Annotated in this window: 22 protein-coding genes and 1 tRNA gene; 10 read left to right on the top strand and 13 right to left on the bottom strand. The window is 64.1% G+C overall.

All coding sequences use genetic code 11. The features are described from left to right. Positions 1 to 89 precede the first annotated feature (89 nt). From RQX22_RS17785 to RQX22_RS17775, 3 genes are read left to right on the top strand one after another with little or no spacing between them, the layout of a single operon-like run. Positions 90 to 1,214, top strand: coding sequence for an 8-amino-7-oxononanoate synthase (locus RQX22_RS17785; RefSeq protein WP_315728330.1), 1,125 nt, complete (start codon positions 90 to 92; stop codon positions 1,212 to 1,214). Beyond that, positions 1,211 to 1,828, top strand: a complete 618-nt coding sequence (gene bioD / locus RQX22_RS17780; RefSeq protein ID WP_315728328.1) for a dethiobiotin synthase — start codon at positions 1,211 to 1,213, stop codon at positions 1,826 to 1,828. The genes RQX22_RS17785 and bioD overlap by 4 nt, the downstream gene beginning before the upstream one ends. Further along, positions 1,825 to 3,081, top strand: coding sequence for an adenosylmethionine--8-amino-7-oxononanoate transaminase (locus RQX22_RS17775; RefSeq protein ID WP_315728326.1), 1,257 nt, complete (start codon positions 1,825 to 1,827; stop codon positions 3,079 to 3,081). Before bioD ends, RQX22_RS17775 begins: the two co-directional genes overlap by 4 nt. Positions 3,082 to 3,085: 4 nt before the next feature. Here the strand turns inward: RQX22_RS17775 and RQX22_RS17770 are convergent, their stop codons facing one another. The 3 genes from RQX22_RS17770 to cpdR form a co-directional block, all read right to left on the bottom strand. Beyond that, complete coding sequence (locus tag RQX22_RS17770) at positions 3,086 to 3,886, bottom strand: universal stress protein (protein WP_315728324.1); 801 nt, start codon at positions 3,884 to 3,886, stop codon at positions 3,086 to 3,088. Between the two features lie 156 nt (positions 3,887 to 4,042). Beyond that, positions 4,043 to 4,117: transfer RNA gene (locus tag RQX22_RS17765), tRNA-Val, on the bottom strand. Positions 4,118 to 4,163: 46 nt separating this feature from the next. After that, complete coding sequence (cpdR, locus tag RQX22_RS17760) at positions 4,164 to 4,541, bottom strand: cell cycle two-component system response regulator CpdR (RefSeq protein WP_315728322.1); 378 nt, start codon at positions 4,539 to 4,541, stop codon at positions 4,164 to 4,166. A gap of 159 nt (positions 4,542 to 4,700) precedes the next feature. Here cpdR and RQX22_RS17755 point away from each other — a divergent pair, with 159 nt between their 5' ends. The 3 genes from RQX22_RS17755 to RQX22_RS17745 all read left to right on the top strand — a co-directional run bounded on the left by RQX22_RS17755 (position 4,701) and on the right by RQX22_RS17745 (position 7,208). Further along, on the top strand, positions 4,701 to 5,564 hold the full coding sequence (locus RQX22_RS17755; RefSeq protein WP_315728320.1) for an N-formylglutamate amidohydrolase: 864 nt from the start codon (positions 4,701 to 4,703) through the stop codon (positions 5,562 to 5,564). Positions 5,565 to 5,931: 367 nt separating this feature from the next. Beyond that, the gene (locus RQX22_RS17750) at positions 5,932 to 7,026 is read left to right on the top strand and encodes a dipeptidase (protein WP_315728318.1); all 1,095 of its coding nucleotides are present in this window, start codon (positions 5,932 to 5,934) and stop codon (positions 7,024 to 7,026) included. Positions 7,027 to 7,100: 74 nt separating this feature from the next. After that, on the top strand, positions 7,101 to 7,208 hold the full coding sequence (locus RQX22_RS17745) for a membrane dipeptidase (protein ID WP_315728316.1): 108 nt from the start codon (positions 7,101 to 7,103) through the stop codon (positions 7,206 to 7,208). Between the two features lie 229 nt (positions 7,209 to 7,437). Here RQX22_RS17745 and RQX22_RS17740 read toward each other — a convergent pair whose 3' ends face one another. Beyond that, positions 7,438 to 8,238, bottom strand: a complete 801-nt coding sequence (locus RQX22_RS17740) for a SapC family protein (protein WP_315728314.1) — start codon at positions 8,236 to 8,238, stop codon at positions 7,438 to 7,440. Between the two features lie 252 nt (positions 8,239 to 8,490). Here RQX22_RS17740 and RQX22_RS17735 point away from each other — a divergent pair, with 252 nt between their 5' ends. Continuing rightward, positions 8,491 to 8,955 (top strand): hypothetical protein, encoded by a 465-nt coding sequence (locus tag RQX22_RS17735; protein ID WP_315728312.1) that lies wholly within the window; start codon positions 8,491 to 8,493, stop codon positions 8,953 to 8,955. Positions 8,956 to 9,026: 71 nt separating this feature from the next. Then, positions 9,027 to 10,427: a DEAD/DEAH box helicase gene (locus RQX22_RS17730; RefSeq protein WP_315728310.1), complete on the top strand. Its 1,401-nt coding sequence runs from the start codon at positions 9,027 to 9,029 to the stop codon at positions 10,425 to 10,427. 22 nt (positions 10,428 to 10,449) lie between these two features. Here RQX22_RS17730 and RQX22_RS17725 read toward each other — a convergent pair whose 3' ends face one another. The 3 genes from RQX22_RS17725 to cphA are packed head-to-tail and all read right to left on the bottom strand — an operon-like array spanning position 10,450 to position 14,158. Then, positions 10,450 to 11,256 (bottom strand): cyanophycinase, encoded by an 807-nt coding sequence (locus RQX22_RS17725; RefSeq protein WP_315728308.1) that lies wholly within the window; start codon positions 11,254 to 11,256, stop codon positions 10,450 to 10,452. Then, positions 11,249 to 11,374, bottom strand: coding sequence for a hypothetical protein (locus RQX22_RS17720; RefSeq protein ID WP_315728306.1), 126 nt, complete (start codon positions 11,372 to 11,374; stop codon positions 11,249 to 11,251). The genes RQX22_RS17725 and RQX22_RS17720 overlap by 8 nt, the downstream gene beginning before the upstream one ends. A gap of 3 nt (positions 11,375 to 11,377) precedes the next feature. Continuing rightward, a complete protein-coding gene (cphA, locus tag RQX22_RS17715; protein ID WP_315728304.1) occupies positions 11,378 to 14,158 on the bottom strand; it encodes a cyanophycin synthetase in 2,781 nt (926 codons plus the stop codon). A gap of 278 nt (positions 14,159 to 14,436) precedes the next feature. Between cphA and acs the strand changes: the two genes are divergently transcribed. Further along, positions 14,437 to 16,362, top strand: a complete 1,926-nt coding sequence (acs, locus tag RQX22_RS17710; RefSeq protein ID WP_315728302.1) for an acetate--CoA ligase — start codon at positions 14,437 to 14,439, stop codon at positions 16,360 to 16,362. Positions 16,363 to 16,412: 50 nt separating this feature from the next. Here acs and RQX22_RS17705 read toward each other — a convergent pair whose 3' ends face one another. The 4 genes from RQX22_RS17705 to RQX22_RS17690 form a co-directional block, all read right to left on the bottom strand. Further along, complete coding sequence (locus RQX22_RS17705; protein ID WP_315728300.1) at positions 16,413 to 17,195, bottom strand: SDR family NAD(P)-dependent oxidoreductase; 783 nt, start codon at positions 17,193 to 17,195, stop codon at positions 16,413 to 16,415. Between the two features lie 53 nt (positions 17,196 to 17,248). After that, positions 17,249 to 17,590 carry an EthD family reductase gene (locus tag RQX22_RS17700; RefSeq protein ID WP_315728298.1) on the bottom strand — a complete coding sequence of 114 codons (342 nt, stop codon included), beginning with the start codon at positions 17,588 to 17,590 and terminating at the stop codon, positions 17,249 to 17,251. A 62-nt stretch (positions 17,591 to 17,652) separates the two neighbouring features. Then, the gene (locus RQX22_RS17695; protein ID WP_315728296.1) at positions 17,653 to 18,312 is read right to left on the bottom strand and encodes a DUF4893 domain-containing protein; all 660 of its coding nucleotides are present in this window, start codon (positions 18,310 to 18,312) and stop codon (positions 17,653 to 17,655) included. 141 nt (positions 18,313 to 18,453) lie between these two features. After that, positions 18,454 to 19,632, bottom strand: coding sequence for an acetyl-CoA C-acetyltransferase (locus RQX22_RS17690; protein ID WP_315728294.1), 1,179 nt, complete (start codon positions 19,630 to 19,632; stop codon positions 18,454 to 18,456). A 101-nt stretch (positions 19,633 to 19,733) separates the two neighbouring features. On the opposite strand from RQX22_RS17690, the gene RQX22_RS17685 reads away from it, so the two are divergent. Further along, entirely contained in the window at positions 19,734 to 21,164 is a 1,431-nt protein-coding gene (locus tag RQX22_RS17685) for a right-handed parallel beta-helix repeat-containing protein (RefSeq protein ID WP_315728292.1), read from the top strand. Positions 21,165 to 21,194: 30 nt separating this feature from the next. On the opposite strand, the gene cysQ is transcribed toward RQX22_RS17685, so the two are convergent. Both cysQ and fghA read right to left on the bottom strand, forming a co-directional pair. Next, positions 21,195 to 21,968: a 3'(2'),5'-bisphosphate nucleotidase CysQ gene (cysQ, locus tag RQX22_RS17680; protein WP_315728290.1), complete on the bottom strand. Its 774-nt coding sequence runs from the start codon at positions 21,966 to 21,968 to the stop codon at positions 21,195 to 21,197. Beyond that, positions 21,965 to 22,807, bottom strand: a complete 843-nt coding sequence (gene fghA, locus RQX22_RS17675; RefSeq protein WP_315728288.1) for an S-formylglutathione hydrolase — start codon at positions 22,805 to 22,807, stop codon at positions 21,965 to 21,967. The genes cysQ and fghA overlap by 4 nt, the downstream gene beginning before the upstream one ends. Positions 22,808 to 22,832: the final 25 nt, after the last annotated feature.

The following is a 22,832-nucleotide window of genomic DNA, read 5'->3' as shown; positions in this document are numbered from 1 at the left end:
TTTCCCCTTCCCTGCCCGCAACCGGCCATGGCAGGCAAGAGGTGCAAAAGCTGTCGCGCCTTTCAGCCGAGGACGCTACGGCACCCGCAATGTCCCTCCTGCAAGGCCATCAACAGGATCTCGAGGCGCTGTCGCGCGCCAGCCGCAGGCGCCGGCTGATCCCGCGCGCCGGGCATGATTTTTCGTCCAACGACTATCTCGGGCTCGCTGCGGCCCCGGAATTGCGGGAGGCCTTCGCCGAAGCGCTGGCGCGGGGCGTCCCGGTCGGCTCCGGCGGGTCGCGGCTGCTGCGCGGCAATCATGAGGAGCATGAGCGGTTGGAAGCGGAAGCGGCCGCCTTTTTCGGATCGGAAAGCGCCCTCTTCTTTTCCAGCGGCTATGCCGCCAATGCCGCCTTGCTTTCCACTTTGCCCCAGCGCGGAGACCTCATCGTCCATGACGAGCTGATCCATGCCAGCAGCCATGAAGGAATGCGCCTGAGCCGCGCGGACGCGACGGCGGCACGGCATAACGATCCGATCGCCTTCGAGGAGACGGTCGGGGAATGGCGGCAAAGCGGCGGCACCGGCCGCGCCTGGATCGCCATCGAAAGCCTCTACAGCATGGACGGCGACATGGCGCCGCTCGATGCCCTCATCACCATCGCCGACCGGCACGACGCCATCCTGCTGATCGACGAGGCCCATGCCACCGGCATATTCGGCGAAGGCGGGCGCGGTCTTGCCGCCCATCTCGAAGGGCGCGGCAATGTCGTCACGATCCGCACCTGCGGCAAGGCGCTCGGCTGCGAAGGGGCCCTGGTCTGCGGACCCACGATCGTCCGCGATTTCCTGATCAACCGCGGGCGGGCCTTCATCTTCTCGACAGCGCCCTCGCCGCTGATCGCCGCGGGCGTGCGCGCGGCGCTGCGGCTCATCGCGGACAAGCCGGAACGCCGGGCGCGCCTGCTGAACCTGATCGAGCATGCTGCGCGCGCGCTGGTGCCGCTCGGCGCCTCCCCGACCGGATCGCAGATCATGCCGCTCATCATCGGCGACGAAGCGGCGACGATGGCGGTGGCCGCCACGCTGCAGCAAGGCGGTTTCGACGTGCGCGGCATCCGGCCGCCGACGGTGGCGCCTGGCACGTCGCGCCTTCGCATCTCGCTGACGCTGAACGTGGACGAAGAAGCGGTGGACGCGCTCGCCGCCGCCTTGGCCGAGGCGCGGCGATGAGGATCGTCGTCAGCGGCACCGATACGGACGTCGGCAAGACCATCTTCGCCGCCGCCTTGGCCGGCGCGCTGGGCGCTCATTATTGGAAGCCGGTCCAGGCCGGGCTCGACGCCCCGACCGACAGCGAGACGGTGGAGCGGCTATCCGGGCTGGAGCCGGGCCGCATCCTTGCCGAACGCTACCGATTGGCGACGCCCTGCTCCCCGCATCGCGCGGCGGCGATCGACGGGATCGAGATCGACCCAGCGGCGATCGTGCCGCCGGACCTGGATCCGCTGGTGATCGAGGGCGCCGGCGGCCTGCTCGTCCCGGCGACGCAGGAAATCCTGTTCGCCGATCTGTTCGCGCGCTGGGCGCTGCCGCTGGTGCTGGTGGCGCGGACCGGCCTCGGCACGATCAACCACAGCCTGTTGTCGATCGAGGCCTTGCGGGCAAGGCGGATCGCCATCCTCGGCATCGCCTTCGTCGGCGACGCGGTCGAGGATAGCGAAGCCACGATCTGCCGGATCGGCAGCGTCAAGCGGCTGGGCCGCCTGCCGATCCTTGCTTCGCTTGCGCCGGACAGTCTGGCGGCGGCCTTCCGCGAAAATTTCCGCATCGAGGATTTCCGGTGAATTCGCCGGTCTGGCACCCCTTCACCCAGCACGGCCTCGGCGAGAGGCCGCTGGAGGTCGCGCGCGCGCAAGGCGCCTGGCTGCATACAACGGACGGCCGCCGCATCGTCGACGCCATCTCTTCCTGGTGGGTGACGACCCACGGCCATTGCCACCCCCGCATCATGGCGGCCATCATCGACCAGGCGCAGAGGCTGGACCAGGTGATCTTCGCCGGCTGCACCCACGAGCCGGCCGAGCAACTGGCGCGCGGCCTGGTCGGCATGATGCCGGCGCCGCTGGCCCACGTCTTCTTTTCCGACAGCGGTTCGACCAGCGTCGAGGTGGCGCTGAAGATGGCGCTCGGCTTCTGGCACAATCGCGGAGAGGCCCGGCACCGCATCGTCGTGATGGAAGGCAGCTATCATGGCGACACGATCGGCGGCATGTCGGTAGGCGCGCGCGGGGTCTTCAATCGGAGCTATGCGCCGCTGTTGTTCGACGTGGCCACCATTCCCTTTCCGAAGGCGGGACAGGAACAGGCGACGTTGGACGCCCTGGAAACATTGTGCCGCGCCCCGGAGCCGCCCGCCGCCTTCATCGTGGAGCCGTTGATCCTGGGCGCCGGCGGCATGCTGATCTATGCGCCGGCCGTGCTGGCCCAGATGCGGGCGATCTGCGCCGCGCATGACGTCCTGTTCATCGCCGACGAAGTGATGACCGGCTGGGGCCGGACGGGCACGCTTCTCGCCTGCGAACAGGCCGAAATCGTCCCCGACCTGCTGTGCCTTTCCAAGGGACTGACGGGCGGCAGCGTCCCGCTGGCGGTGACGATGGCGACGGCACCGATCTTCGAGGCGCATCTTTCGCAAGACCGCGCCCGGATGTTCTTCCATTCTTCCAGTTACACCGCCAATCCGATCGCCTGCGCCGCCGCCAATGCCAATATGGCGATCTGGAAAGAAGAACCGGTGCTGGAGCGGATCGCCGCGCTCGGACAAAGACAGAGCGCGCGGCTCGCCTCTCTTCGCGGCGTGACCAACAGACGGCAGATCGGGACCATCACCGCGATGGAAATGGAGCAGCCGAAGTGCGATTATCTGTCCGAGCTGGGGCCGAAGCTGCTGCGCTTCTTCCTCGACCGCGACCTGCTGCTGCGCCCACTCGGCAACAGCATCTATGTGATGCCGCCTTATTGCATCGACGAAGCCGATCTCGACAAGATCTATGAAGCGATCCAGATGGCGGCGGACGAATTTTCCGTTCCAGCATAACCGTCTAGTGCGCCAGCAGCAGTGGCGTTTCGCTGAAGGCGAGCATGCGCCTGGTCACGCCGCCCAGCAAAGTCTCCCTGACCAGCGAGTTTCCATAGGCGCCCATCACGCAATAGGAATAAGCGTTCTGGAGGCAGACTTCGCGGATCACCGCGCTCGTTTCATGCGCGCTGTCCTTGAAGCAGGCCAGAAGGTCCACGTCGGCATGCACGCCGTGCCGCGACAGATAGATGGCCGCGTCCCGGACGGTACCGGAAGAGGAGCCCTGTATTTCCAGCAGGTTCACCGACCGCGCCAATTTCAGCATCGGCACCGAAGCGGTCAGGGCCGCCGTCGCCGGGAGCGATCCGTCCCAGGAGACCAGGGCCGGTCCCGAAAAATCGATGCCCTGACAGGATTCGGCAACGGCGAGGACGGGCTTGCGCGCCTTGAGCACCACCTGCGACACGATTCCCCGCATGTCCGGAACCGGATCGCTGTCGAGCCTGCGGTTGAGGACGATGACGTCCGACAGGCCGGCGGCGCGCGTGATGCAAGCGGCCAGGTCGCCAAGGGCCTGGTTCATCGTCCAGGACACGCCTTCGCGCGCGAGCCGATCCTCCAGCCGGGTGCGGCGATCGAGACGATCCTCCTCCATGTCCGAGACTTCGACCGGAACGTTCACCATCGCGGCTGCCGGAGCGTAGAGATCGGCGACATCCAGGCAGACGAGATGCCCTTCCAGCGCGCGCGTGAGATCGAGCGCCGCCTGAAGCCGGGCCTCCTGGCCAGGATCTTCGTGCACCAATAGAAGTACGTTCTTCATGCCACCCTCCGTCGATATCGGACGAAGGCTAAGACGGCGGGACGGCGCGGCCTATCAGGGATCCTACGGAGGACAGGCATTCACACGGACAAAGTCCGATTCGAGCGGAACCGAACCGTCAAAGGGGATTTGCGTGCATCGGCCACCGGAAGAAAATGGTGGGCGTGGCAAGGATTGAACTTGCGACCCCTGCGATGTCAACACAGTGCTCTACCACTGAGCTACACGCCCACGACGGGGGCTACTAGCGAGGGGTCATGACCTGCGCAAGCCGCCTTCACAATCTTCCATGCTGGTCTTCCGACTGGAACAGGCGATCGACTTCCGCGACCAGATCGCGAAGATGGAAGGGCTTGGAAAGGACCTTCGCGCTCGGCGCCGCCTTGCTCGCCCGCAGCGCCACCGCGGCGAAGCCGGTGATGAACATGACGCGCATGTCGGGTGCGATCCCGCCAGCGCGCTGCGCGAGCTCGATTCCGTCCATTTCGGGCATGACGATGTCGGTGAGAAGCAGATCGAAATGCTCGGATTCGAGAAACGGCAAGGCGGCCGTGCCGCGGTCGACCGAGACCACTTCATAGCCGGACCGTTCCAGGGCGCGCGCGAGATAGACCCGCATCGCGTCATCATCTTCTGCAAGCAAGATCCTGATCATTCGCGCTCCGGCCCATCGAGGCGGCATAGCCCCCCTGCTGCGTCCCCCTTATGCCTCAACCGCCCGTCCTTTGCCAGCATGCGGCGGACCGATTTCGGGACAAAATAAGGTGCCGTGCGGTTGCGTGCCAAATACGGACTATCTAATCGCAAGATGGAAATGACCGACTCGCCCGCCGCCCTTCCCTTCCGGCGCACCGGCCCGGCCCGGCCGTCTTCGCCGGTCGTGCTGTCGGTTCCGCATGCGGGCCGATCCTATACGGACGCGCTGCTCCGATCGTCGCGCTTGCCCTTGACGACACTGGAATCGCTGGAGGACAGGCTGGTCGACCGGCTGGTCTGGCGAGCGGTCGCGAACGGCGCCTGCGCCCTCATCGCCGATGTGCCGCGGGCGGAGATCGATCTAAACCGGGACGAGCGCGAAATCGACCCCGCCATCGTCGCGCCGGCGCCGCCGGCCGGCTCCATCCTGCAATCCCCGCGCAGCCGCGGCGGGCTCGGCCTCGTCCCGTCGCGCATGGCCGGTGCCGGCCCGATCTGGCGTCAACGGATGACGGCGGGCGAGCTCCGCCGGCGGATCGACGAGGTCCACCGCCCCTATCACGAGACGTTGGAAGAGATGCTCGAGGCCGCCCGGTCCCGCCACGGCTATGCCATCCTGCTCGATTGCCATTCCATGCCCGCGCGGGACGAGCATGCCGGAACCGCCCCGATCGTGCTCGGCGACCGCTACGGAACCAGCTGCAGCCCGGGCCTGGTCGACGCGGCAAGCCATGCCGTCGCCGCCGCCGGCCTCGTCTCCGGACGCAATGCGCCTTATGCCGGCGGCTATATTACCGCCCGACACGGACGTCCCGTCACGGGCATCCATGCGTTGCAGATCGAAATCGACCGATCGCTCTATCTGGCGTCGGACCTGCGTTCTCCCGGCCCCGGCTTTGACGCAATGGCCGCGCTGATCGCTTCGGTCGCCGCCGCCTTGGCATTTCGGGCAGCCGAGACAGAGGCGATCGCGGCGGAATGAAAAAGACCACCTCGCGCGAGCGCGAGGTGGCCAAGGTTCAGGGAGAACGCCCTCATCGGGCGTAACGCGGCTCCGCAAAGGGGGGATGCGAAGCACGTCAACCCCAATTTAGGGCATTTGCGGATTTTTACAAGAAGTTGTGCTTTTCTGGTCATATCGCATGCTGCAGGTAGGCGCGGGCGCTCGGAGCTCCCCCTGCGGAACATGATCCGGAGACCCTCTGCGCCCATGCCAGGACACACCCTATCCCGCCCTTGCACTGATGCCGAATTCGTCTGAAAAGATGCGCTGGGAAGCGCCCTGTGCACGCCAGGCCGAAGGCGACGGCAGGCAGGCGGCATAAGCAGACGGCATGGGAGGGAAGCATATGACCGACTTGTCCCGGCGAAAGGCGATCCTCGCGGGCGCCGCGGGCGCGATCGCGCTCGGCCCGTTGGGCAGGCCGCTATCGGCAAGCGCGCAGACTCCCAAGCCGGCCGACAGGATGCTCTTCATTGATGCATTGGGCGGCGTGGCGGTGAATGAAGAAGGGCTGGTGGCCATTCCTAAATCGGGCATGTCGATGATCGATACGACCCTGGGGGCGCCCGGCAATCCTCCTTTCAGCTACGAACAGGCCGTGGCCGACCTGGCCATGTGGCATGGCATTTTCGACAGGCATGGAGACCGCCTGATCCATGTGAAGAGTTCGTCCGACATATTGGCGGCCCGCGATTCCGGGCGGCTGGGCGTCATGCTCGGTTTCCAGAACGGGACGCATCTCGATCGCAAGCTCGATAATGTCGAATTCTTCTACAATCTCGGCATCCGGATGATGCTGCTCACCTATAATGAGCTGAACGATCTCGGCGCGGGCTGCACGGAGCGCCACGATACCGGCCTCAGCCATTTCGGCGTCGACGTGGTCAAGAAGATGAACCAACTGGGCATGATCGTCGACCTCGCCCATTGCGGGAAGAGAACCAGCCTGGACGCCATCGCCCAGTCGGAAAAGCCGGTCTTATTCTCCCATAATAACTGCCGGGCGCTGAACGACAATCCCAGGTGCAAGGATGATGAGCAGATACGCGCGCTCGCCCAGAAAGGCGGCGTGATGGGCATCGCCACGGTGAACTTCTTCGTCAGCAGCAAGCCGCGCTCGACGCTCGACGATTATATCGCCCATATCGATCATGTCGTGCAGCTGGTCGGGATCGATCATGTGGCATTCGGAAGCGACGCGCCGCTGACGCGCTGGCGCTCTTATTATCCGACCGAAAAGGCCTTCCACGATTTCCACAAGCAGTTCAATTTCAAGGCAGGCGTCGACCTAAGGTGGCCACCGTTCATCGAAGAAATCGACGTTCCGGAAAAGATGTTCATCATCAAGGATGCTCTCGCGAAGCGCGGCTACAAGGAAGCCGATTTGCGGAAGATCATGGGCGAGAACCTGCTGCGGGTCTATCGGCAGGTCATCGGCTGAAGCCTGGCGAGAGCCCGGCGCACAACGACCGGGACGCCACCGGCGGAAGGCCGAATNTCGACGTTCCGGAAAAGATGTTCATCATCAAGGATGCTCTCGCGAAGCGCGGCTACAAGGAAGCCGATTTGCGGAAGATCATGGGCGAGAACCTGCTGCGGGTCTATCGGCAGGTCATCGGCTGAAGCCTGGCGAGAGCCCGGCGCACAACGACCGGGACGCCACCGGCGGAAGGCCGAATCGCTTCCGCCTCAAACGATCAGACTCCGGACATTCGGGTAGAGCCTGATTCACGTCATCGGCGAAAACGCCGAGCGCTTCCGCCTCAAACGATCAGACTCCGGACATTCGAGTAGAGCCTGATTCACGTCATCGGCGAAAGCGCCGAGCGCTTCCGCCTCAAACGATCAGGCTCTATGCCTTGCCCTTGCCCTTCGCGGCCGGCTTCGCCGCCTCGAGCTTCGGGCCTTTTTTCTGCTCGATCTGCTTGGCGAAAACCTCGCGGATCAGCTGCAGCGAGAAAAGATGCGCCGTGATCAGGGGAAGCATGCCGTTCTGGTTCATCTTGCGCAGGGCATCGCCGCGCAACTCGCGGAACTTTTCCTCCGAGATCATTTGAAAGCCGCGATAGATGAACGGCTTGTCGCTGTCCGACGCCTGGATGGCGACTTCGCCGTCCATCAGCAAATCGAGTTCCTTCACTTCCTTCATGAAACTGTTGGTGCGCTGCGCCGAAAGCTCGAATTCCTCGCAGAATTTGAGGATGGAATTGGTCGCTTCGGATGGCTTGCCGCCATCGAACAAGGCGGTGCCGTCCTCATAAGCGCCGACCAGTTCGCTGGTGGGATCGAAACAGAGCGACAATTCGTCGGTATCGGCCCTGAGCCGCGCCAGCATGAACGGGTAGCGGCGGACATAAGCGGGAATGTAGGTCTGGCCGATCGGCACGCCCTGATCGTCCACGAAGACGTTCACGCCTTCATGCAGTCCCATCAGCGCCAGCGGCACCGGATTTTCGCCGACGGAGAAGATGATCGGATAGAAACGCTGTGCGGACACGAATTCGTCGATGGTGATCGGGACGGCGTGAATCTTGGCGAGCTGCGGCGCCTTGTCGCGCTGGCGCAGCTTGAAGGCACCATGCTGGGTGCTCGAAAGCGGCTCCAGATTGCCGTAGAAGATCGGCATCGAGTTGGACGGCGCTTGGCTCGCCATATTCAGGTCTCCATCATCATATGTCGGGAACGCCCTTGCGGCCCCCGCGTTCGGCGCCCCGTCTATGGCGCGACCGGGCTTTCCGCAAGGGCGAGGACGCAGGTGGAATAGCGCCGGGCCGATTTGCGTCGCGCCGATGCTTCCCGTTATGGCACATTTTTACGGCACCGGTAGACGCAGCGCGCAGGAGGGGGATTAATCCCTTGTTCAAGCCCGATCGTCAAAGGCAGGGGCAATGGAGCGCAGGCATTCATGATCTGGAGCGCAGCCGCGATGCTGCTCGTCACGATGGGGGTGGGAGCAGAGCCCGCGCCGGAGCCGGCGCAGCCAACCCGATATACCCGCATCGTGCGCGAGCGAATCGTCGTCCGCGTGCCCGCCCGGGCCGCGCGCACATCGCTGCAGACCTCCCTCATCACCTGGCGGGAGGGGCGCGGACCCAAATGCATCCGTGCCCAGAATATTGCCGGCGCCAGGATCAGGGGCCGCAGCAGCGTCGACCTGATCCTCAAGAATAACCGCCGTTTCCGCGCCCGGCTCGCCAACAGCTGTCCTGCGCTCGATTATTATTACGGCTTCTATATCGATCCCAATCCGGACGGCCTGGTCTGCGCCGACAGGGACCTCATTCGGTCCCGAATGGGCGGGCAATGCGGGATAGAAGCTTTCCGATCCTTGCAGCCGGTTCGCCGCCTCCCCGCCCGCATCGAACAATGAGCTTTGCTTGACAAGCGGCTGCCCCGTCGCCCAAGCCGCTCCCTGCTCAAAGCCCTCAATTCGGACCATTCATGACCTTTGCCGATCTCGGCCTTTCCGACGAATTGCTCCGCGCCGTTACGGAGTCCGGCTATGACGAGCCGACGCCGATCCAGCGCCAGGCGATCCCATCCGTGCTGATGAACCGCGATCTGATCGGAATCGCGCAGACCGGCACCGGCAAGACGGCCAGTTTCGTCCTGCCGATGATCGACATTCTTGCCCAAGGCAGGAGCCGGGCGCGCATGCCGCGCTCGCTGATCCTCGAGCCGACGCGGGAGCTGGCCGCCCAGGTCGCCGAGAATTTCGAGAAATACGGCAAATATCACAAGCTTTCGATGGCGCTGCTGATCGGCGGGGTCAGCATGGGCGACCAGATGGCGGCGCTGGAAAAAGGCGTCGACGTGCTGATCGCGACGCCGGGCCGCCTGATGGACCTGTTCGGACGCGGCAAGATCCTCCTGACCGGCTGCAACCTGCTCGTCATCGACGAGGCGGACCGGATGCTCGACATGGGCTTCATTCCGGATATCGAGGAGATTTGCACCAAGCTGCCGGCCAACCGGCAGACCCTGCTCTTTTCGGCGACGATGCCGCCGCCCATCAAGAAACTGGCCGACAAATTCCTGAGCAATCCCAAGACGATCGAGGTCTCGCGCCCGGCTTCGTCAAACGCCCTGATCGACCAGCGGCTGCTCAAGGTCGATGCCCGCAAGAAGAAGGATGCCTTGCGCGACCGGCTGCGCAGCGACGAGGTCAAGACCGCGATCGTGTTCTGCAACCGCAAGACGACGGTCCGCGAGCTCGCGACGAGCCTGAAGCGCGCGGGCTTCCGCGCCGGACAGATCCACGGGGACATGGAGCAGGCCGAACGAATCCGCGAACTCGATCGCTTCAAGGCCGAGGAGATCAATATCCTGATCGCCTCCGACGTGGCCGCCCGCGGCCTGGACATCAAAGGCGTGAGCCACGTCTTCAATTTCGACGTCCCCTGGCATCCGGACGATTATGTCCACCGCATCGGCCGTACCGGACGCGCCGGACGCACCGGCGTCGCCATTACCCTCGCCACCCCCGATGATGCCGAGGCGGTGGCTGCGATCCAGAAACTGACCGGCCTGGCGATCCCCGCATTCGATGGCCCAGCGCTTGGTGGTCCAACGGCGACCGAGGCCGATACGGCGGCCTCCCCTCCTGCGGCGAAAGGCGAACCGCGCGAACGGAAGCCCCGTGGCGGACGGGGCCGCGCCAAGAGCGATGCCCCTCCGGAAAAAGCCGTACAGTCCCATCTTCCCGAGGAGCCTTCCCGGAAAGCCGAGCGCAAGCCACGCCCCGCCCCGGAGCGGCGCCACCGCAGCGAAACGCCTGAGCAGGAGGAGGAGGGCTGGAACGGCCCGATCCCGAGCTTCCTTGCCCAGAAGGTCGGGGACTGACCGCCGGATTTTTCACCCCGACTTAATTGTCGGGCGAGATCGGTCGCCTCTCCTTCAAATCATAGCCATTGCCGTCGGGAAGAACGTGGACGCGGACGTCGTGCAGCGCCAGCGCGCAATCCGATTGGCCTTCGGCAACGTTCGAGTGGGTGACGTGCGTTCCGTCCACGACATAAACCGCGCCGCTCCCGATCACGTCGATACGGTCCCCACGGACGATTGCCGCGGTATCTTCGTCGATACCCATGCCGAGTACGCGAGGATTGTGGGCGACTGCGCCGATCAAGCGCCCGAAGCGACCGCGCTCGGCGAAATGCTGATCGATGATGACGTCACGGATCAGCCCGAGCCCGGGCGCCATGTGCAGATCGCCGATCCGATGCGTGATCTGGCTGGTTCCCTTCACGAGCATCGTCTCGCTCATGACCGACGCTCCGGCCGAGGTTCCGGCAACGACGCCGCCCCGCTCGTAAAGCGCCCGAACCTTGGCTTCGATGCCGGTATCACCGATCTGGCTGGTAATACGGAGCTGGTCTCCACCGGAAAAGAAAATGCCCGCCGCGTCGTCGAGCACGCTCAATTTACTTCGATCCCCCGCCTCGACACGATCCTCGACATAGAGTTCCACCAGATCCCCGAGATCGAGATCGCTGAAGGCGCGCTGATAATCGTCGAAATAGCCTTCCGGGCGACGGCTGGCGACGGTGGCGAGGACGAGCTTCCCTCCGCGCACTTCGCGCGCCACCTCTCGCAATATCCTGCGTTCGTCCTTCCGATCCTCATTCCCGCCGATGATGATCAGACAGCCCTTGCTTCCTTGTTCATGCATTGGCCGACGCATCCTCGTCATTCCTCAGCAACATCCTGGGTTCCGCCTCGCCCGGCCGCACGTCCCTGGCGCCACCATATACGATCAGGGCCCAACGGGCCTGGTTGCTGGCCGGCACGCACTATTCCGCCGCAATCTGGGGCGCCTGCGGGAAATGCAGCAAATTCCCAGGCTGATATTCCGTCACCTGCCTCCAACATTTTTCGACTTCCGTCGGCGTAATCACGATCAGATCGCCTTGCTCGCCGGCAGCGAGTGCCGCTGCCGTCGCCTCCTGTTCGCCCGCGATCATGTGAATGAGCTCGGGCGGATGGCCAAACTGGAGCGCGCCTTCCTGCAGCAGGCCCATGATCTGGCCGCGTTCCCGCCCGCGGGTTCCGGGATCCTCCCTGAAAAAGAGGAGATCGAAGATGCTGCCTGCGATGCGGCCCATTTCGCGTATATCGTCGTCGCGGCGATCCCCCGGAATCGAGATCACGCCGATCGTACGCTTGTGATAGCGGCCGAGGCCGCGAACGACGGCGCCTAAGGCGGTCAGTCCGGCGGCATTGTGCGCGTAATCGACGATCACGCGATATCCATGTGCATCGTGGACATTGAGGCGGCCAGGATTCTGCTCGTAGGTCGAACGGAACTGAGCCAAAGCGGACCTGATCGTGAGGATAGGCACCTCATGGGCGATGCAGATCGCGATCGCGGCAAGAGCATTGGCCACGTTGAATTCGGCCATACCGAGGAGCGTTGCCGGTATGTCCCCGACCTTGATGATTTGCTCGCGGCGCGCTTCGTCGTACAGGATGATGACCCCGCCATCCTCGCCGGCCTCGCGAACCACCGCCCTTCCCCCCGAATCGATATGGTCGCGCAGCATCGGCGACGTGTCGGAACCCGCCAGCGAAAACCAGATGACGCGCCCGCCGGCACGGTGGGCCATCTTGGCCGTCAAAGGATCGTCGGCGTTGAGAATGCTGGTCCCGCGCCGTCGCACCGTTTCCACTATCAGGGATTTGACATTCGCCAGATCCTCGAGCGTCTCGATCCCCTTGAGGCCGAGATGGTCGGGCGCAACGTTCAGCACGGCACCGATATCGGCGGAATCGAAGGCCAGCCCCTCGCGCAGCAAACCGCCGCGGGCCGTTTCCAATAGCGCAACGTCCACGGTCGGATCGCGGAGGATCATGCGGGCACTGCGCGGACCGGTGGCGTCTCCCGCATGGACCAGAACATCGTTTATGTAGACCCCGCTGGTCGACGTCAGCCCGACCGTGCAGCCGGTATAGCGAAGCACGTGCTTGGTCATCCGGGCCACGGTCGATTTGCCGTTCGTGCCGGTGATGGCGATGATCGGTATGCGGCTGGGCCGACCGGCCGGGAACAGCATCTCGATGATCGGGCGGGCGACATCCCGCGGCGGGCCTTCCGACGGGTCGATATGCATGCGAAGGCCCGGGGCGGCGTTCACCTCGATAACGCCGCCGCCGGTCTCCAGCACCGAACAGCCGATATCGGGGCAGACGAAGTCCACCCCGGCAACGTCCAGGCCGATGATCATTGCGGCGCGCCGCGCGATCTCCGCATTGTCCGGATGGATCTCGTTCGTCCGGTCGATCGCGGTTCCGCCGGTGGAGAGGTTGGCGGTCGCGCGCAACGGCACCAATTGCCCGGCCGGGGGCACGCTATCGGGCGTCAGGCCCGCACGGCCGATGAACTCCTCGACCAGATGATCGATCTTGATGCGGGTCATGACTTTTTCATGACCGTCGCCGCGTCTCGGATCTTGATTCACTTTGGCAACAAGCTGGCGGATATTGCTTACACCATTGCCGACCACCTGCGCTGGTACACGCTCCGCGACCGCAATCACCCTGCCGTCGACAACCAGGATTCGGTGGTCGTTGCCGGCGAAATGGCGCTCCACCAGAACATCGCGACACTTGGCTTCGGCCTGCGCCGCCGCAAATCCGAAGCGCAACTGATCCTCGTCCATGATCCCGACCGTCACACCCCGGCCGTGATTGCCGTCAAGCGGCTTCGTGACGAGCGGGAAACCGAGCCTCAATCCCTGTCTCACGGCGTCTTCCGCCGTGCGCACTGCGACGCCCCGCGGCACCGGAATACCGGATTCGTCCAGCAGTTTCTTCGTGAGACTCTTATTGCCTGCCGTGTCCGTCGCGATGAGGCCGGTGCGGCCGGTTATGCTTGCCCGGATTTTCTGCTGATATCGTCCCTGGCCGAGCTGAATGAGGCTGCGGTCGTCGAGCCGCGTGACGGGAATATCCCGGCGCCGGGCCTCGTCCACCAAGGCCCTGGTGGTGGGACCCAGAGAATTGCGGCGGACAAGCCGCTTCAAGTCGGCAAGCCTCCTTTCGAATTGATACTCCCCGTCCAGCTTCCAGATGCGGTCCAGGCCCGTCACGCCCTGCAGATCCTGCGGGAGCAGGGAAGCGACGAGTTCGACTGCAACCCGCCCCGCCATCAGCCCGACATGTTCATCATCGTAAGCGAACATGACATTGTAGACGCCCGGCTTGCCCTTGACGGACCGCGTCTTGCCACGCGTCGCAGGCGACCCCGCCATCGACTGGAGCTCGAGCGCGACATGCTCCACGACATGGCCAAGCCATGTGCCTTCGCGCAGTCGCTTCACGAACCCACCGCGTCGGCCGAGGCTGCAACCATGCCCTTCCAGGCCAGGGAGCAGTGCAAGCAATCGGTCCGTGAAGTCGGGAATGAGGTACGAGGGCCAATTTTCCAGCTGGCCCAAATCGAGCTGGACCCGAATCATAGGTCGGTGGCTGTAATAATGAGGGCCCCGATAGACTCCAGCTTCGGTCACCGCCATGCACGCCGTCATCATCCGGGTGGCAGCATCGCTTTTCGCGCCGAAGAATATGGGCTTCACCGCCAGTCTCCTGTTTCACGATGATCTTCCCAGGCGGATTGCAGATAAGCTGGACTGGCCTGGGGCGACATGATCGAGCTAAATGCGTGTAATTCCAGCGAAGTTCCGCAAGAACATGCTGATCCAGATCATGTCGCCGCAAGCAGACCCAGCGCCGATCGAACCTGGAATTCCGGTACTGCAACCTGGATGTGACACGCCTATGAAAACTGGCCTGCGTCCATCTGGGCAGCTATGCCTTCTCCCGCTGCTTTTCCGGTCAATCCCAGGATCTATCCATGAACGACAAAGTCGCCCTTTCCCCCGAAGCGCAGGCCGGGAGCCATTGCCCGCCCGCAAAATATGAGACGCTTTATCGACATTCGCTCGAGGATTCGGACGGCTTCTGGCGAGACCAGGCGCGACGCATCGACTGGGTGCGGGAACCTTCGGTCATCGGCAATTGGTCGTTCGATCCGGTCGATATCAAATGGTATGAGGATGGCGTCCTCAACCTCTGCTACAATTGCGTGGACCGGCACCTGCCGGCGCGCGCCGATCAGAAGGCGCTGATCTGGGAAGGCGACGAGCCCGGAGTGGTTCGGAGCCTGACCTATGCCGAGCTTCACGGGCAGGTCGTCCGGATGGCGCATTGCCTGAAGGCTGCCGGAGTTTCCCGCGGCGACCGGGTGACGCTCTATCTGCCGATGATCCTGGAAGCCGCGGTTGCGATGCTCGCCTGCGCGCGGATCGGGGCGGTCCATAGCGTCGTATTCGGCGGTTTTTCACCCGACGCATTGCGCGGGCGGATCGAGGATTGCGAGAGCCGCTTCGTGATCACGGCCGACGGCGGCATGCGCGGCGGCAAGCTGGTGCCGCTCAAGGCCAATGTGGACGCCGCGCTGGAAGATGGGCCGCGGGTCGACGCGGTGCTGGTGATCCGTCACCTCGGCAATGAAGTGGCGAGCACGGGCCGCGACATCTGGTACGATCCCGAAGCCTGGGCCGATGCCGGCGAATTGCCCTGTGAGCCGATGGGTGCCGAGGATCCGCTCTTCATCCTCTATACGTCCGGATCCACCGGCAAGCCCAAGGGCGTGCTGCACACGACCGGCGGCTATGCCGTGTGGACCGCCGCCACGTTCCATTTCGTGTTCGACTATCGGGAAGGAGAAATCTTCTGGTGCACCGCCGACGTCGGCTGGGTGACCGGCCATTCCTATATCGTCTACGGCCCGCTCGCCAACGGCGCGACCACGCTGATGTACGAAGGCGTTCCCAATCATCCTGATTTCGGCCGGTTCTGGGATATGATCGACCGCCATCAGGTCAATATCTTCTACACCGCGCCGACCGCCATCCGCGCGCTGATGCGGGAAGGCGACGATCCCGTGAAGGCGCATAACCGCGCTTCGCTCCGTCTGCTCGGATCGGTTGGCGAGCCGATCAATCCGGAGGCCTGGCGCTGGTATCACCAGGTGGTCGGCGACGGCCGCTGCCCGATCGTCGATACGTGGTGGCAGACGGAGACGGGCGGCATCATGATCACGACGCTACCCGGCGCGCACGACATGAAGCCCGGATCGGCAGGACTTCCCTTCTTCGGGGTCGTGCCCGAACTGGTCGACGCCGAGGGCGTAGTCCTGCCGGGCGCGGCCTCGGGCAATCTCTGCATCACGCGCAGCTGGCCGGGGCAGATGCGCACCGTATATGGCGATCACGAAAGGTTCGTGCAGACCTATTTTTCGACTTACAAAGGCAAATATTTCACCGGCGACGGCTGCCGCAGGGACGAGGACGGCTTTTACTGGATAACGGGCCGCGTCGACGACGTGCTCAATGTCTCCGGCCACCGCCTGGGCACCGCCGAAGTCGAATCGGCGCTGGTGAGCCACCCCCTGGTCGCCGAGGCGGCCGTGGTCGGCTACCCGCACGACATCAAGGGCCAGGGCATATATTGTTACGTCACCCTGCTTGCAGGCGAGGAGCCCAGCAACGGGCTAGAACAGGCGCTCCGCCAGCATGTCCGCAAGGAAATCGGGCCGATCGCGACGCCCGACCATCTCCAGTTCACGCCAGCCCTGCCCAAGACGCGTTCGGGCAAGATCATGCGGCGCATCCTGCGCAAGATCGCCCACAACGAACATGACGCACTGGGCGATACATCGACCCTGGCCGATCCTTCCCTGGTCGACAGCCTGATCGAGGGGCGACGCAACCCGTAACAGGCGCGCAGGTTTCCCTCCCCTGGGGATCCAGGGTGCGTCCGGGCTGCTTATCTCGGCGCCATCCGGATGGCGCCGTCCAGCCTGACATATTCGCCGTTGAGATAGGTATTTTCGGCCATGAACACGGCCAGCCGGGCATATTCCTCGGCACGGCCGAGACGCTTCGGAAACGGCACCTGGGCGGCCAGCGCATCCTTCACATTCTGGGGCATCATCGCCACCATCGGCGTTTCGAACACGCCCGGCAGGATGGTATTGACCCTGATCCCCTCCCCCATCAGATCGCGCGCGATCGGCAGCGCCATGCCGAGCACACCGGCCTTCGATGCGGAATAGGCGACCTGCCCGATCTGGCCATCCTGGGCGGCGACCGAAGCGGTGTTGACGATCAGTCCGCGCTCCCCGTCCTCCAGCGGATCGAGGCTGACCATGCCGAAGGCCGATTTGGCGATCATGCGGAATGTACCGATCAGGTTGATCTGGATAGCCAGCTCGAACTGCTGGATCGGATAGGGCTTCGGCTTGCCGGTTTCCTTGTCGCGGCCGACCGTCTTGGCGGCGGTGGCGACCCCAGCGCAATTGACGAGAATGCGTTCCTGCCCATGGGCTTCGCGGGCCAGGGCCAGGCCGGCGTCGACCGCCTCGTCGGAGGTGACGTCCACCTGGGCGAAGATCCCGCCGATCGACGACGCCACGGCCTGTCCCTTGTCGGCATCGCGATCGAACACGGCGACGCGGACGCCGCGCTCGGCGAGCGCGCGGGCGGTGGCTTCACCGAGGCCGGATGCGGCGCCGGTGACGATGGCTGCGATTTGATTGTCGAGTTTCATGTGTCGCTCCCTTTCCCGCGCTCCTAACGGGAAGCTAGGCGGTTCGACAAGCGCTACGCGCTCAATCCCCTGGGGCGAGCTGGGTAAGGAACCTGCTCGTTGATCTGGACGATCGGCCGGACGTTGGTGAATTTGGGTATGTCGGCGAAGATCTCGGCGGCATGTTCGCCGCCGGTCGCCGCCTTCAGCGCTTCGATCGACGTGAAACGGAGGAGGGCGATGGCGAGATAGGGAGCTTCCCGACCGTCCGGGGTCGCAGTACCGCGCAACGCTTCCACGCCGGCGAGCATCGGGCCCCAGCGCTGGGTCAGGAGCGGCAGATGCTGCGACTGATAATATTCGAAGTCGAATTCCGCCTGCTCGCCCTGCGGATAGATAACGCTGATGGTCGCCATGCTGCCTCCTCGGTCGGAATGCATTTGGGACATAGCCGGCGATGCAATGTCAAGCAGGTGGTTCAGTCGTCCTGGATCGGCGCCGGGATCAGTTCGTAGACCTCCAGCTTCGCCCCGTTCCTTGGCCAGGGAACGACCAGGCGGTAGCGGAAAGCCCCGACACGTTCGAACAGGCCGGCGACATCGCGGGTGGGATCCTCGCCATAAGCGAGAGGCTCGTCATCGCCGGGAGCGAGGGATCCAAGAAAGATCAATCGATCGGGATCGTCATCCTCCCACAAATAGCCCGCGGGACGCTGCGACCCGGTCTGCTTGGTGATGCTGAGCTGGTTGTCAGCAACCCCGACATAACAGAAAAAAGGCCGGAAGGCGGTGAAGGGCGGTTCCCGCCGATCGTCTGCACCCAACCGGATCAGGCGGCACATATAGGATCCGGGCGACGGGGCCGGCCGCTGGAGGGCGGCGTCGGGATCGAGCAGCGCCCCTTCCTCCCTGATGCGGCGGCCGAAGCGCCCCATGCGGGCATCGGCCAAAGCCTCCATCCACGCCTGGTCGAGCCTGTCGATGCGGTCGCGATCGGCCGGATTGATGTCCTTTGCCCAAGCGGGCGGTTCCTCGACCACGACCACCGCGGCTTGCGGCTCCGGCGGCTCCGGCGTGGGCAAGGAGGCGCAGCCCGCGAGGAGGAGAATCGCGCACATTCCAAACCGGCGGGGCAGCATATTGCCTGATCCTTAAAGGTCGCATTGTCCAAGAGGGCGCTTTCCCCCTGCGCCAATTGGTTAAGAAATTATTCCTTAATCGTTAATTTTTGGTGAAGAAATGGCCGTCGACGGTCTTTGGTGATGTTGGTCGACCGGCTCTCAGCACGCTTCGACGATGGTCACATTCGCCAGGCCTCCTCCTTCGCACATCGTCTGCAGTCCATATTTCTTCCCCCTTGCCCGCAAGGCATGAACGAGCGTGGCCATGAGTTTCGTGCCGCTGGCCCCGAGCGGATGGCCGAGGGCGATCGCACCGCCGTTGACATTAAGCCTGTCGGGATCTGCGCCGATCGCCTGCAGCCAGGCGAGCGGAACCGGGGCAAAGGCCTCATTGACTTCATAAAGATCGATCCGGTCAATTCCGGTACCCGCCCGCTCGAGCGCGCGGCGCGTCGCGGGGATTACTTCCTCCAGCATGACCACGGGATCGCCGCCGGTCACGGTCAGATTGACGATCCTCGCAATCGGCACGAGGCCATGGTCCCGGAGCGCGCGCTCGCTCACCACCAGCACGCCGCTGGCGCCGTCGCAGATCTGCGACGCATTGGCGGCGGTGATGTTTCCCCCCTCCTGGAGGGTCTTGACCGACGCCATGGCTTCGGCCGTCGCATCATAGCGTATGCCCTCATCCTTGACGTGAAGAGTTTCGCGGCCGTCGGCATCGACGATCCGAATCGGCACGATCTCCTCGACGAAGGCGCCGCCCTCGGTGGCGTCGGCCGCCTTGCGATGACTTTCGAGGGCGAACGCATCCAGCTGCTCGCGGCCGAACCCATATTTTTCGGCGATCATCTCCGCGCCGACGAACTGGCTGAAGCCCGGTACGCCGAACCTGTCCCGGATGCGCTTTGAAAAGGGACCGGTGCCGATCCCGGCATCGGCGGCGAGAGCGACCGGCGAGCCCATCGGCACCCGCGTCATCGATTCAACGCCGCTGGCGATGACGACGTCCTGGGTTCCGCTCATCACCGCCTGGGCAGCGAACTGGATCGCCTGCTGCGAAGATCCGCATTGCCGGTCGATGGTGACGGCGGGAACGCTTTGCGGCAAGTGCGAGGCGAGGACCGCATTGCGGCCGACATGGAAGCTCTGTTCGCCGACCTGGCTGACACAGCCCATGATGACGTCTTCGATCGCCGATGGATCGATGCCGGAGCGATCGACCAGGGCATCGAGAATTTCGGCGGCCAAATCGGCGGGATGCCAATCCTTGAGGGCGCCGTTGCGACGCCCACCAGCGGTGCGAAGAGCGGCAACGATATAGGCTGAAGCAGTCATCGACTTCTTTCCTGAACGGTCGGTGCGGGGTGGAGGCAACCGCGGGTTGGCAGCCTGGCCCTCGTCCTCTTATGGAAAGGTCGTAATTGAAGGATCGGGCCATGGACAGAGACAAACGCAATTTCCTGTCCGGCACGGCCGCCTTGGCCGTGGCTGGCCTGGCCGAACTGGCGCATGGCCGCACGCGAGCGACCGCTGAGGTCTTCACGCCCGAAATGTTCGGGGCCAAGGGCGACGGGACGACGAATGACAGCGATGCCTTCGCCGCGCTCGCTGCCGAGGTCAACGCCAATGGCGGAGGTGTCGTCAGGCTGCGGCGGCGGACCTATCTGGTGGGCGCGCAGGAACGCAATGACGGCCGGTTCGCCGAGGCGTTCAGGCCGAAGCCCCTCCTTCACTTGCGCGGCTGCACCAAGCGGCTCACCATAGAAGGCAATGGCGCAGCGATGAAATGCGCCCCGGGGCTCCGCTTCGGTACGTTCGATCCGTCCAGCGGCGAGCCGACCCGCAATGCCATGCCCTATCTGGACAAGAGCCAATGGTCCTCGCCCTACGAATATATGATCATGGTCGAGGCTTGCGCGGGCACGGTGGAGATCGCCGACCTCGAGCTGGACGGCAATCTGGCCGCGCTCCGCATCGGCGGCCCGTTCGGCGACACGGGCTGGCAGATTTCCGCCACCGGCCTGTACCTGGTCGACAATCGCGGCGACGAGATCGTCCGCAACGTCCATAGCCATCACCATCCCCAGGACGGGCTGATGATCAATGGCCTGGACGATGAAGCGCTGGCAGGCAGGGTCAGGCGGCGGATCGAGAATTTCCGTTCCGAATATAATGGCCGCCAAGGCTGCAGCATCATCGGCGGACACGGCTATGCCTTTCGTGGCTGCAAGTTCAATCATACCGGCCGGGGCGGCCTGGTGAGCGCACCGGCAGCCGGCGTCGATATCGAAGCCGAAGGCGGAAAGACCAACCGCGATCACCGCTTCGTCGACTGCGAATTTTCCGACAATGACGGATGTGCGATGGTCGCGGACAGCGGCGACAGCGAAGGCGCGACCTTCACCGGCTGCACCTTCGTCGGCACCACCAACTGGTCGGTCTGGCCCTATAAGCCCTATTTCCGGTTCGAAGGCTGCACCATCGTCGGAACCGCGGTCAAATGCTTCGGCGACCCGGATCCCGCACGAGCGGCGCAATTTCACGACTGCACGTTCCGAGACGATCCGGCACTTTCGCCCAACGGCAAAGTCTATCTCTCCGGTCGGCCGGACGGCCCGATCGCCGATCTTTCCGACGCGGAGAATGTCCTGTTCGAACGCTGCGCCTTCCTGCTGGACCATGGCGCAGTGCTGCCCTGGAGCACCCGCGCCATCTATTCCAACTGCAGGATGCGCCAGACCTCCGGGACGAACGCCTTCCCGCGCGGGGCCTATCGCGGCCGCAACGTGGTGGACGGCGCAGTCATCCTGAACGGCACGACCGTCGATGGGGACCTTATCCTGAACGGAAAGCCGGTCAGCGATTAAGTCGGGTATCGAGAGACGATCGTTCCGGTCTTATTGGCCCCAGGCGATGAAGTGGGGATTATCGAAGCCGCGTTCGACCTTTCCGTAGCGCAGCGGGCCGGCTTCGACGATTCCATCCAGCGCCATGACGCGGCCGCCGGCGGCCTCCAACACCGCCTGGCCGGCGGCAGTATCCCATTCCATCGTCCGGCCATGGCGCGGATAGACATCGGCCGAGCCCTCCGCGACCATGCAGAATTTGAGCGATGACCCGGATGGCAGATAATCGACGATATTGAGGCCCGCATTCTTGCCATCATCGTCCTTTGAACCATGGTTGCGGCTGCCGATCGCGGTGAGGCCGTGGCTCGGATGCAGGCGTGTCCGAATCGGTTCGGGAGGGCCGCCATCACGGACCCTGAACGCCCCCTCGCCGGCGGCGCCGTAGTAAAGCAGATGGCTGTCGGGCGCGTAGACCACGCCGGCCCGCGTCTCTTCGTCTTCGATCAGGGCGATGTTGACCGTGAATTCCCCATTGCGCTGGACGAAGCCCCTGGTGCCGTCCAGGGGATCGACGCAGAAGAAGCGCATGCCGACGGCGGGAATGCGCCCCTCGCTCACTTCTTCCTCAGCCAGGATGGGCACGTCGGGAAAGGCTTTGCGCAGCCGGTCGAGGATGATCTGCTCGGCGCGGCGATCCGCCTCTGTGACCGGTGAGCCATCCTCCTTGGTTTCGGTCGCACAGCCGGCCTCGTAGATGCGCTCGATCTCGGCGCCGGCCTCCAGCGCCGCCTCGATCATGGTGGCAAGAAGCGGGTTCGTCATGCGAGCAACCTCGCCATGTGCCAGCGGAGATGATCTTCCATGAAGGTCGAGATGAAATAATAGCTGTGGTCGTAACCCTGCTGCATGCGCAAGGTGAGCGGGATGGAAGCGGCGGCGCAGGCCTCGGCCAGCAATTCCGGTTTCAGTTCACGTTCGAGGAACGAGTCAGAAGTCCCTTGATCAACAAGGATTTCCGGAACGCGTGCGCCATCCTCGATCAACGCCACGGCATCATGACGACGCCACGCGGCACGATCGGAACCGAGATAGGCGGCAAGCGCCTTTTCACCCCACGGCACCCTGCTCGGCGCCACGATCGGCGCGAAAGCGGAAACGCTGCGGAAGAGGCTGGGGTTCTTGAGGGCGATGGTGAGCGCACCATGGCCTCCCATCGAGTGGCCGGTAAGCGACGCGCGGCGGGGATCGGCGGGGAAGGAAGCGCCGATCAGTTCCGGAAGCTCGTCGATCATATAGGAATACATGCCGTAATGGGTCTCGAAGGGCGCTTCGGTAGCGTCCACGTAGAAACCCGCCCCCTGGCCGAGATCATAGGCATCGTCGTCAGCCACCTCTTCCCCTCGCGGGCTGGTATCCGGTGCAACCAGGATAAGCCCCAATTCTGCGCAAACCCGTTGATAGCCGCCCTTTTCGGTGACGTTGGCATGCGTGCAGGTGAGGCCGGACAGGAAGTAGAGAACCGGCAAGGGCGTACCGCCGGTCGCCTGCGGCGGCAGATAGAGGCTGAAGGTCATCGGCGTGCCGGTCGCCCGGCTTTGATGGCGATAGACGCATTGCGTACCGCCAAAGGAACGGGCTGCCGAAATGGTTTCGAGGGTCATGGGGCCGCCTTGTCGTCTCGCCGTC

This window comes from Sphingosinicella rhizophila (genome assembly GCF_032378825.1).
GTDB classification, from domain to species: Bacteria; Pseudomonadota; Alphaproteobacteria; order Sphingomonadales; family Sphingomonadaceae; genus Allosphingosinicella; species Allosphingosinicella rhizophila.
The sequence above is the reverse complement of the archived record's forward strand: the minus strand, read 5'-3'. Positions and strand labels throughout refer to the sequence as shown.

Excerpts from the sequence above, each read along its gene's own strand:
- RQX22_RS17735 (WP_315728312.1), top strand. The coding sequence starts at position 8,491 with ATGATCTGGAGCGCAGCCGCGATGCTGCTCGTCACGATGGGGGTGGGA.
- RQX22_RS17695 (WP_315728296.1), bottom strand. The coding sequence starts at position 18,312 with ATGCTGCCCCGCCGGTTTGGAATGTGCGCGATTCTCCTCCTCGCGGGC.
- bioD (WP_315728328.1), top strand. The coding sequence starts at position 1,211 with ATGAGGATCGTCGTCAGCGGCACCGATACGGACGTCGGCAAGACCATC.
- RQX22_RS17745 (WP_315728316.1), top strand. The coding sequence starts at position 7,101 with ATGTTCATCATCAAGGATGCTCTCGCGAAGCGCGGCTACAAGGAAGCC.
- cysQ (WP_315728290.1), bottom strand. The coding sequence starts at position 21,968 with ATGACGAACCCGCTTCTTGCCACCATGATCGAGGCGGCGCTGGAGGCC.
- RQX22_RS17700 (WP_315728298.1), bottom strand. The coding sequence starts at position 17,590 with ATGGCGACCATCAGCGTTATCTATCCGCAGGGCGAGCAGGCGGAATTC.
- RQX22_RS17785 (WP_315728330.1), top strand. The coding sequence starts at position 90 with ATGTCCCTCCTGCAAGGCCATCAACAGGATCTCGAGGCGCTGTCGCGC.
- RQX22_RS17730 (WP_315728310.1), top strand. The coding sequence starts at position 9,027 with ATGACCTTTGCCGATCTCGGCCTTTCCGACGAATTGCTCCGCGCCGTT.
- RQX22_RS17690 (WP_315728294.1), bottom strand. The coding sequence starts at position 19,632 with ATGACTGCTTCAGCCTATATCGTTGCCGCTCTTCGCACCGCTGGTGGG.
- RQX22_RS17770 (WP_315728324.1), bottom strand. The coding sequence starts at position 3,886 with ATGAAGAACGTACTTCTATTGGTGCACGAAGATCCTGGCCAGGAGGCC.
- RQX22_RS17725 (WP_315728308.1), bottom strand. The coding sequence starts at position 11,256 with ATGCATGAACAAGGAAGCAAGGGCTGTCTGATCATCATCGGCGGGAAT.
- RQX22_RS17755 (WP_315728320.1), top strand. The coding sequence starts at position 4,701 with ATGACCGACTCGCCCGCCGCCCTTCCCTTCCGGCGCACCGGCCCGGCC.
- fghA (WP_315728288.1), bottom strand. The coding sequence starts at position 22,807 with ATGACCCTCGAAACCATTTCGGCAGCCCGTTCCTTTGGCGGTACGCAA.
- RQX22_RS17740 (WP_315728314.1), bottom strand. The coding sequence starts at position 8,238 with ATGGCGAGCCAAGCGCCGTCCAACTCGATGCCGATCTTCTACGGCAAT.
- cpdR (WP_315728322.1), bottom strand. The coding sequence starts at position 4,541 with ATGATCAGGATCTTGCTTGCAGAAGATGATGACGCGATGCGGGTCTAT.
- RQX22_RS17705 (WP_315728300.1), bottom strand. The coding sequence starts at position 17,195 with ATGAAACTCGACAATCAAATCGCAGCCATCGTCACCGGCGCCGCATCC.
- acs (WP_315728302.1), top strand. The coding sequence starts at position 14,437 with ATGAACGACAAAGTCGCCCTTTCCCCCGAAGCGCAGGCCGGGAGCCAT.
- RQX22_RS17750 (WP_315728318.1), top strand. The coding sequence starts at position 5,932 with ATGACCGACTTGTCCCGGCGAAAGGCGATCCTCGCGGGCGCCGCGGGC.
- RQX22_RS17685 (WP_315728292.1), top strand. The coding sequence starts at position 19,734 with ATGGACAGAGACAAACGCAATTTCCTGTCCGGCACGGCCGCCTTGGCC.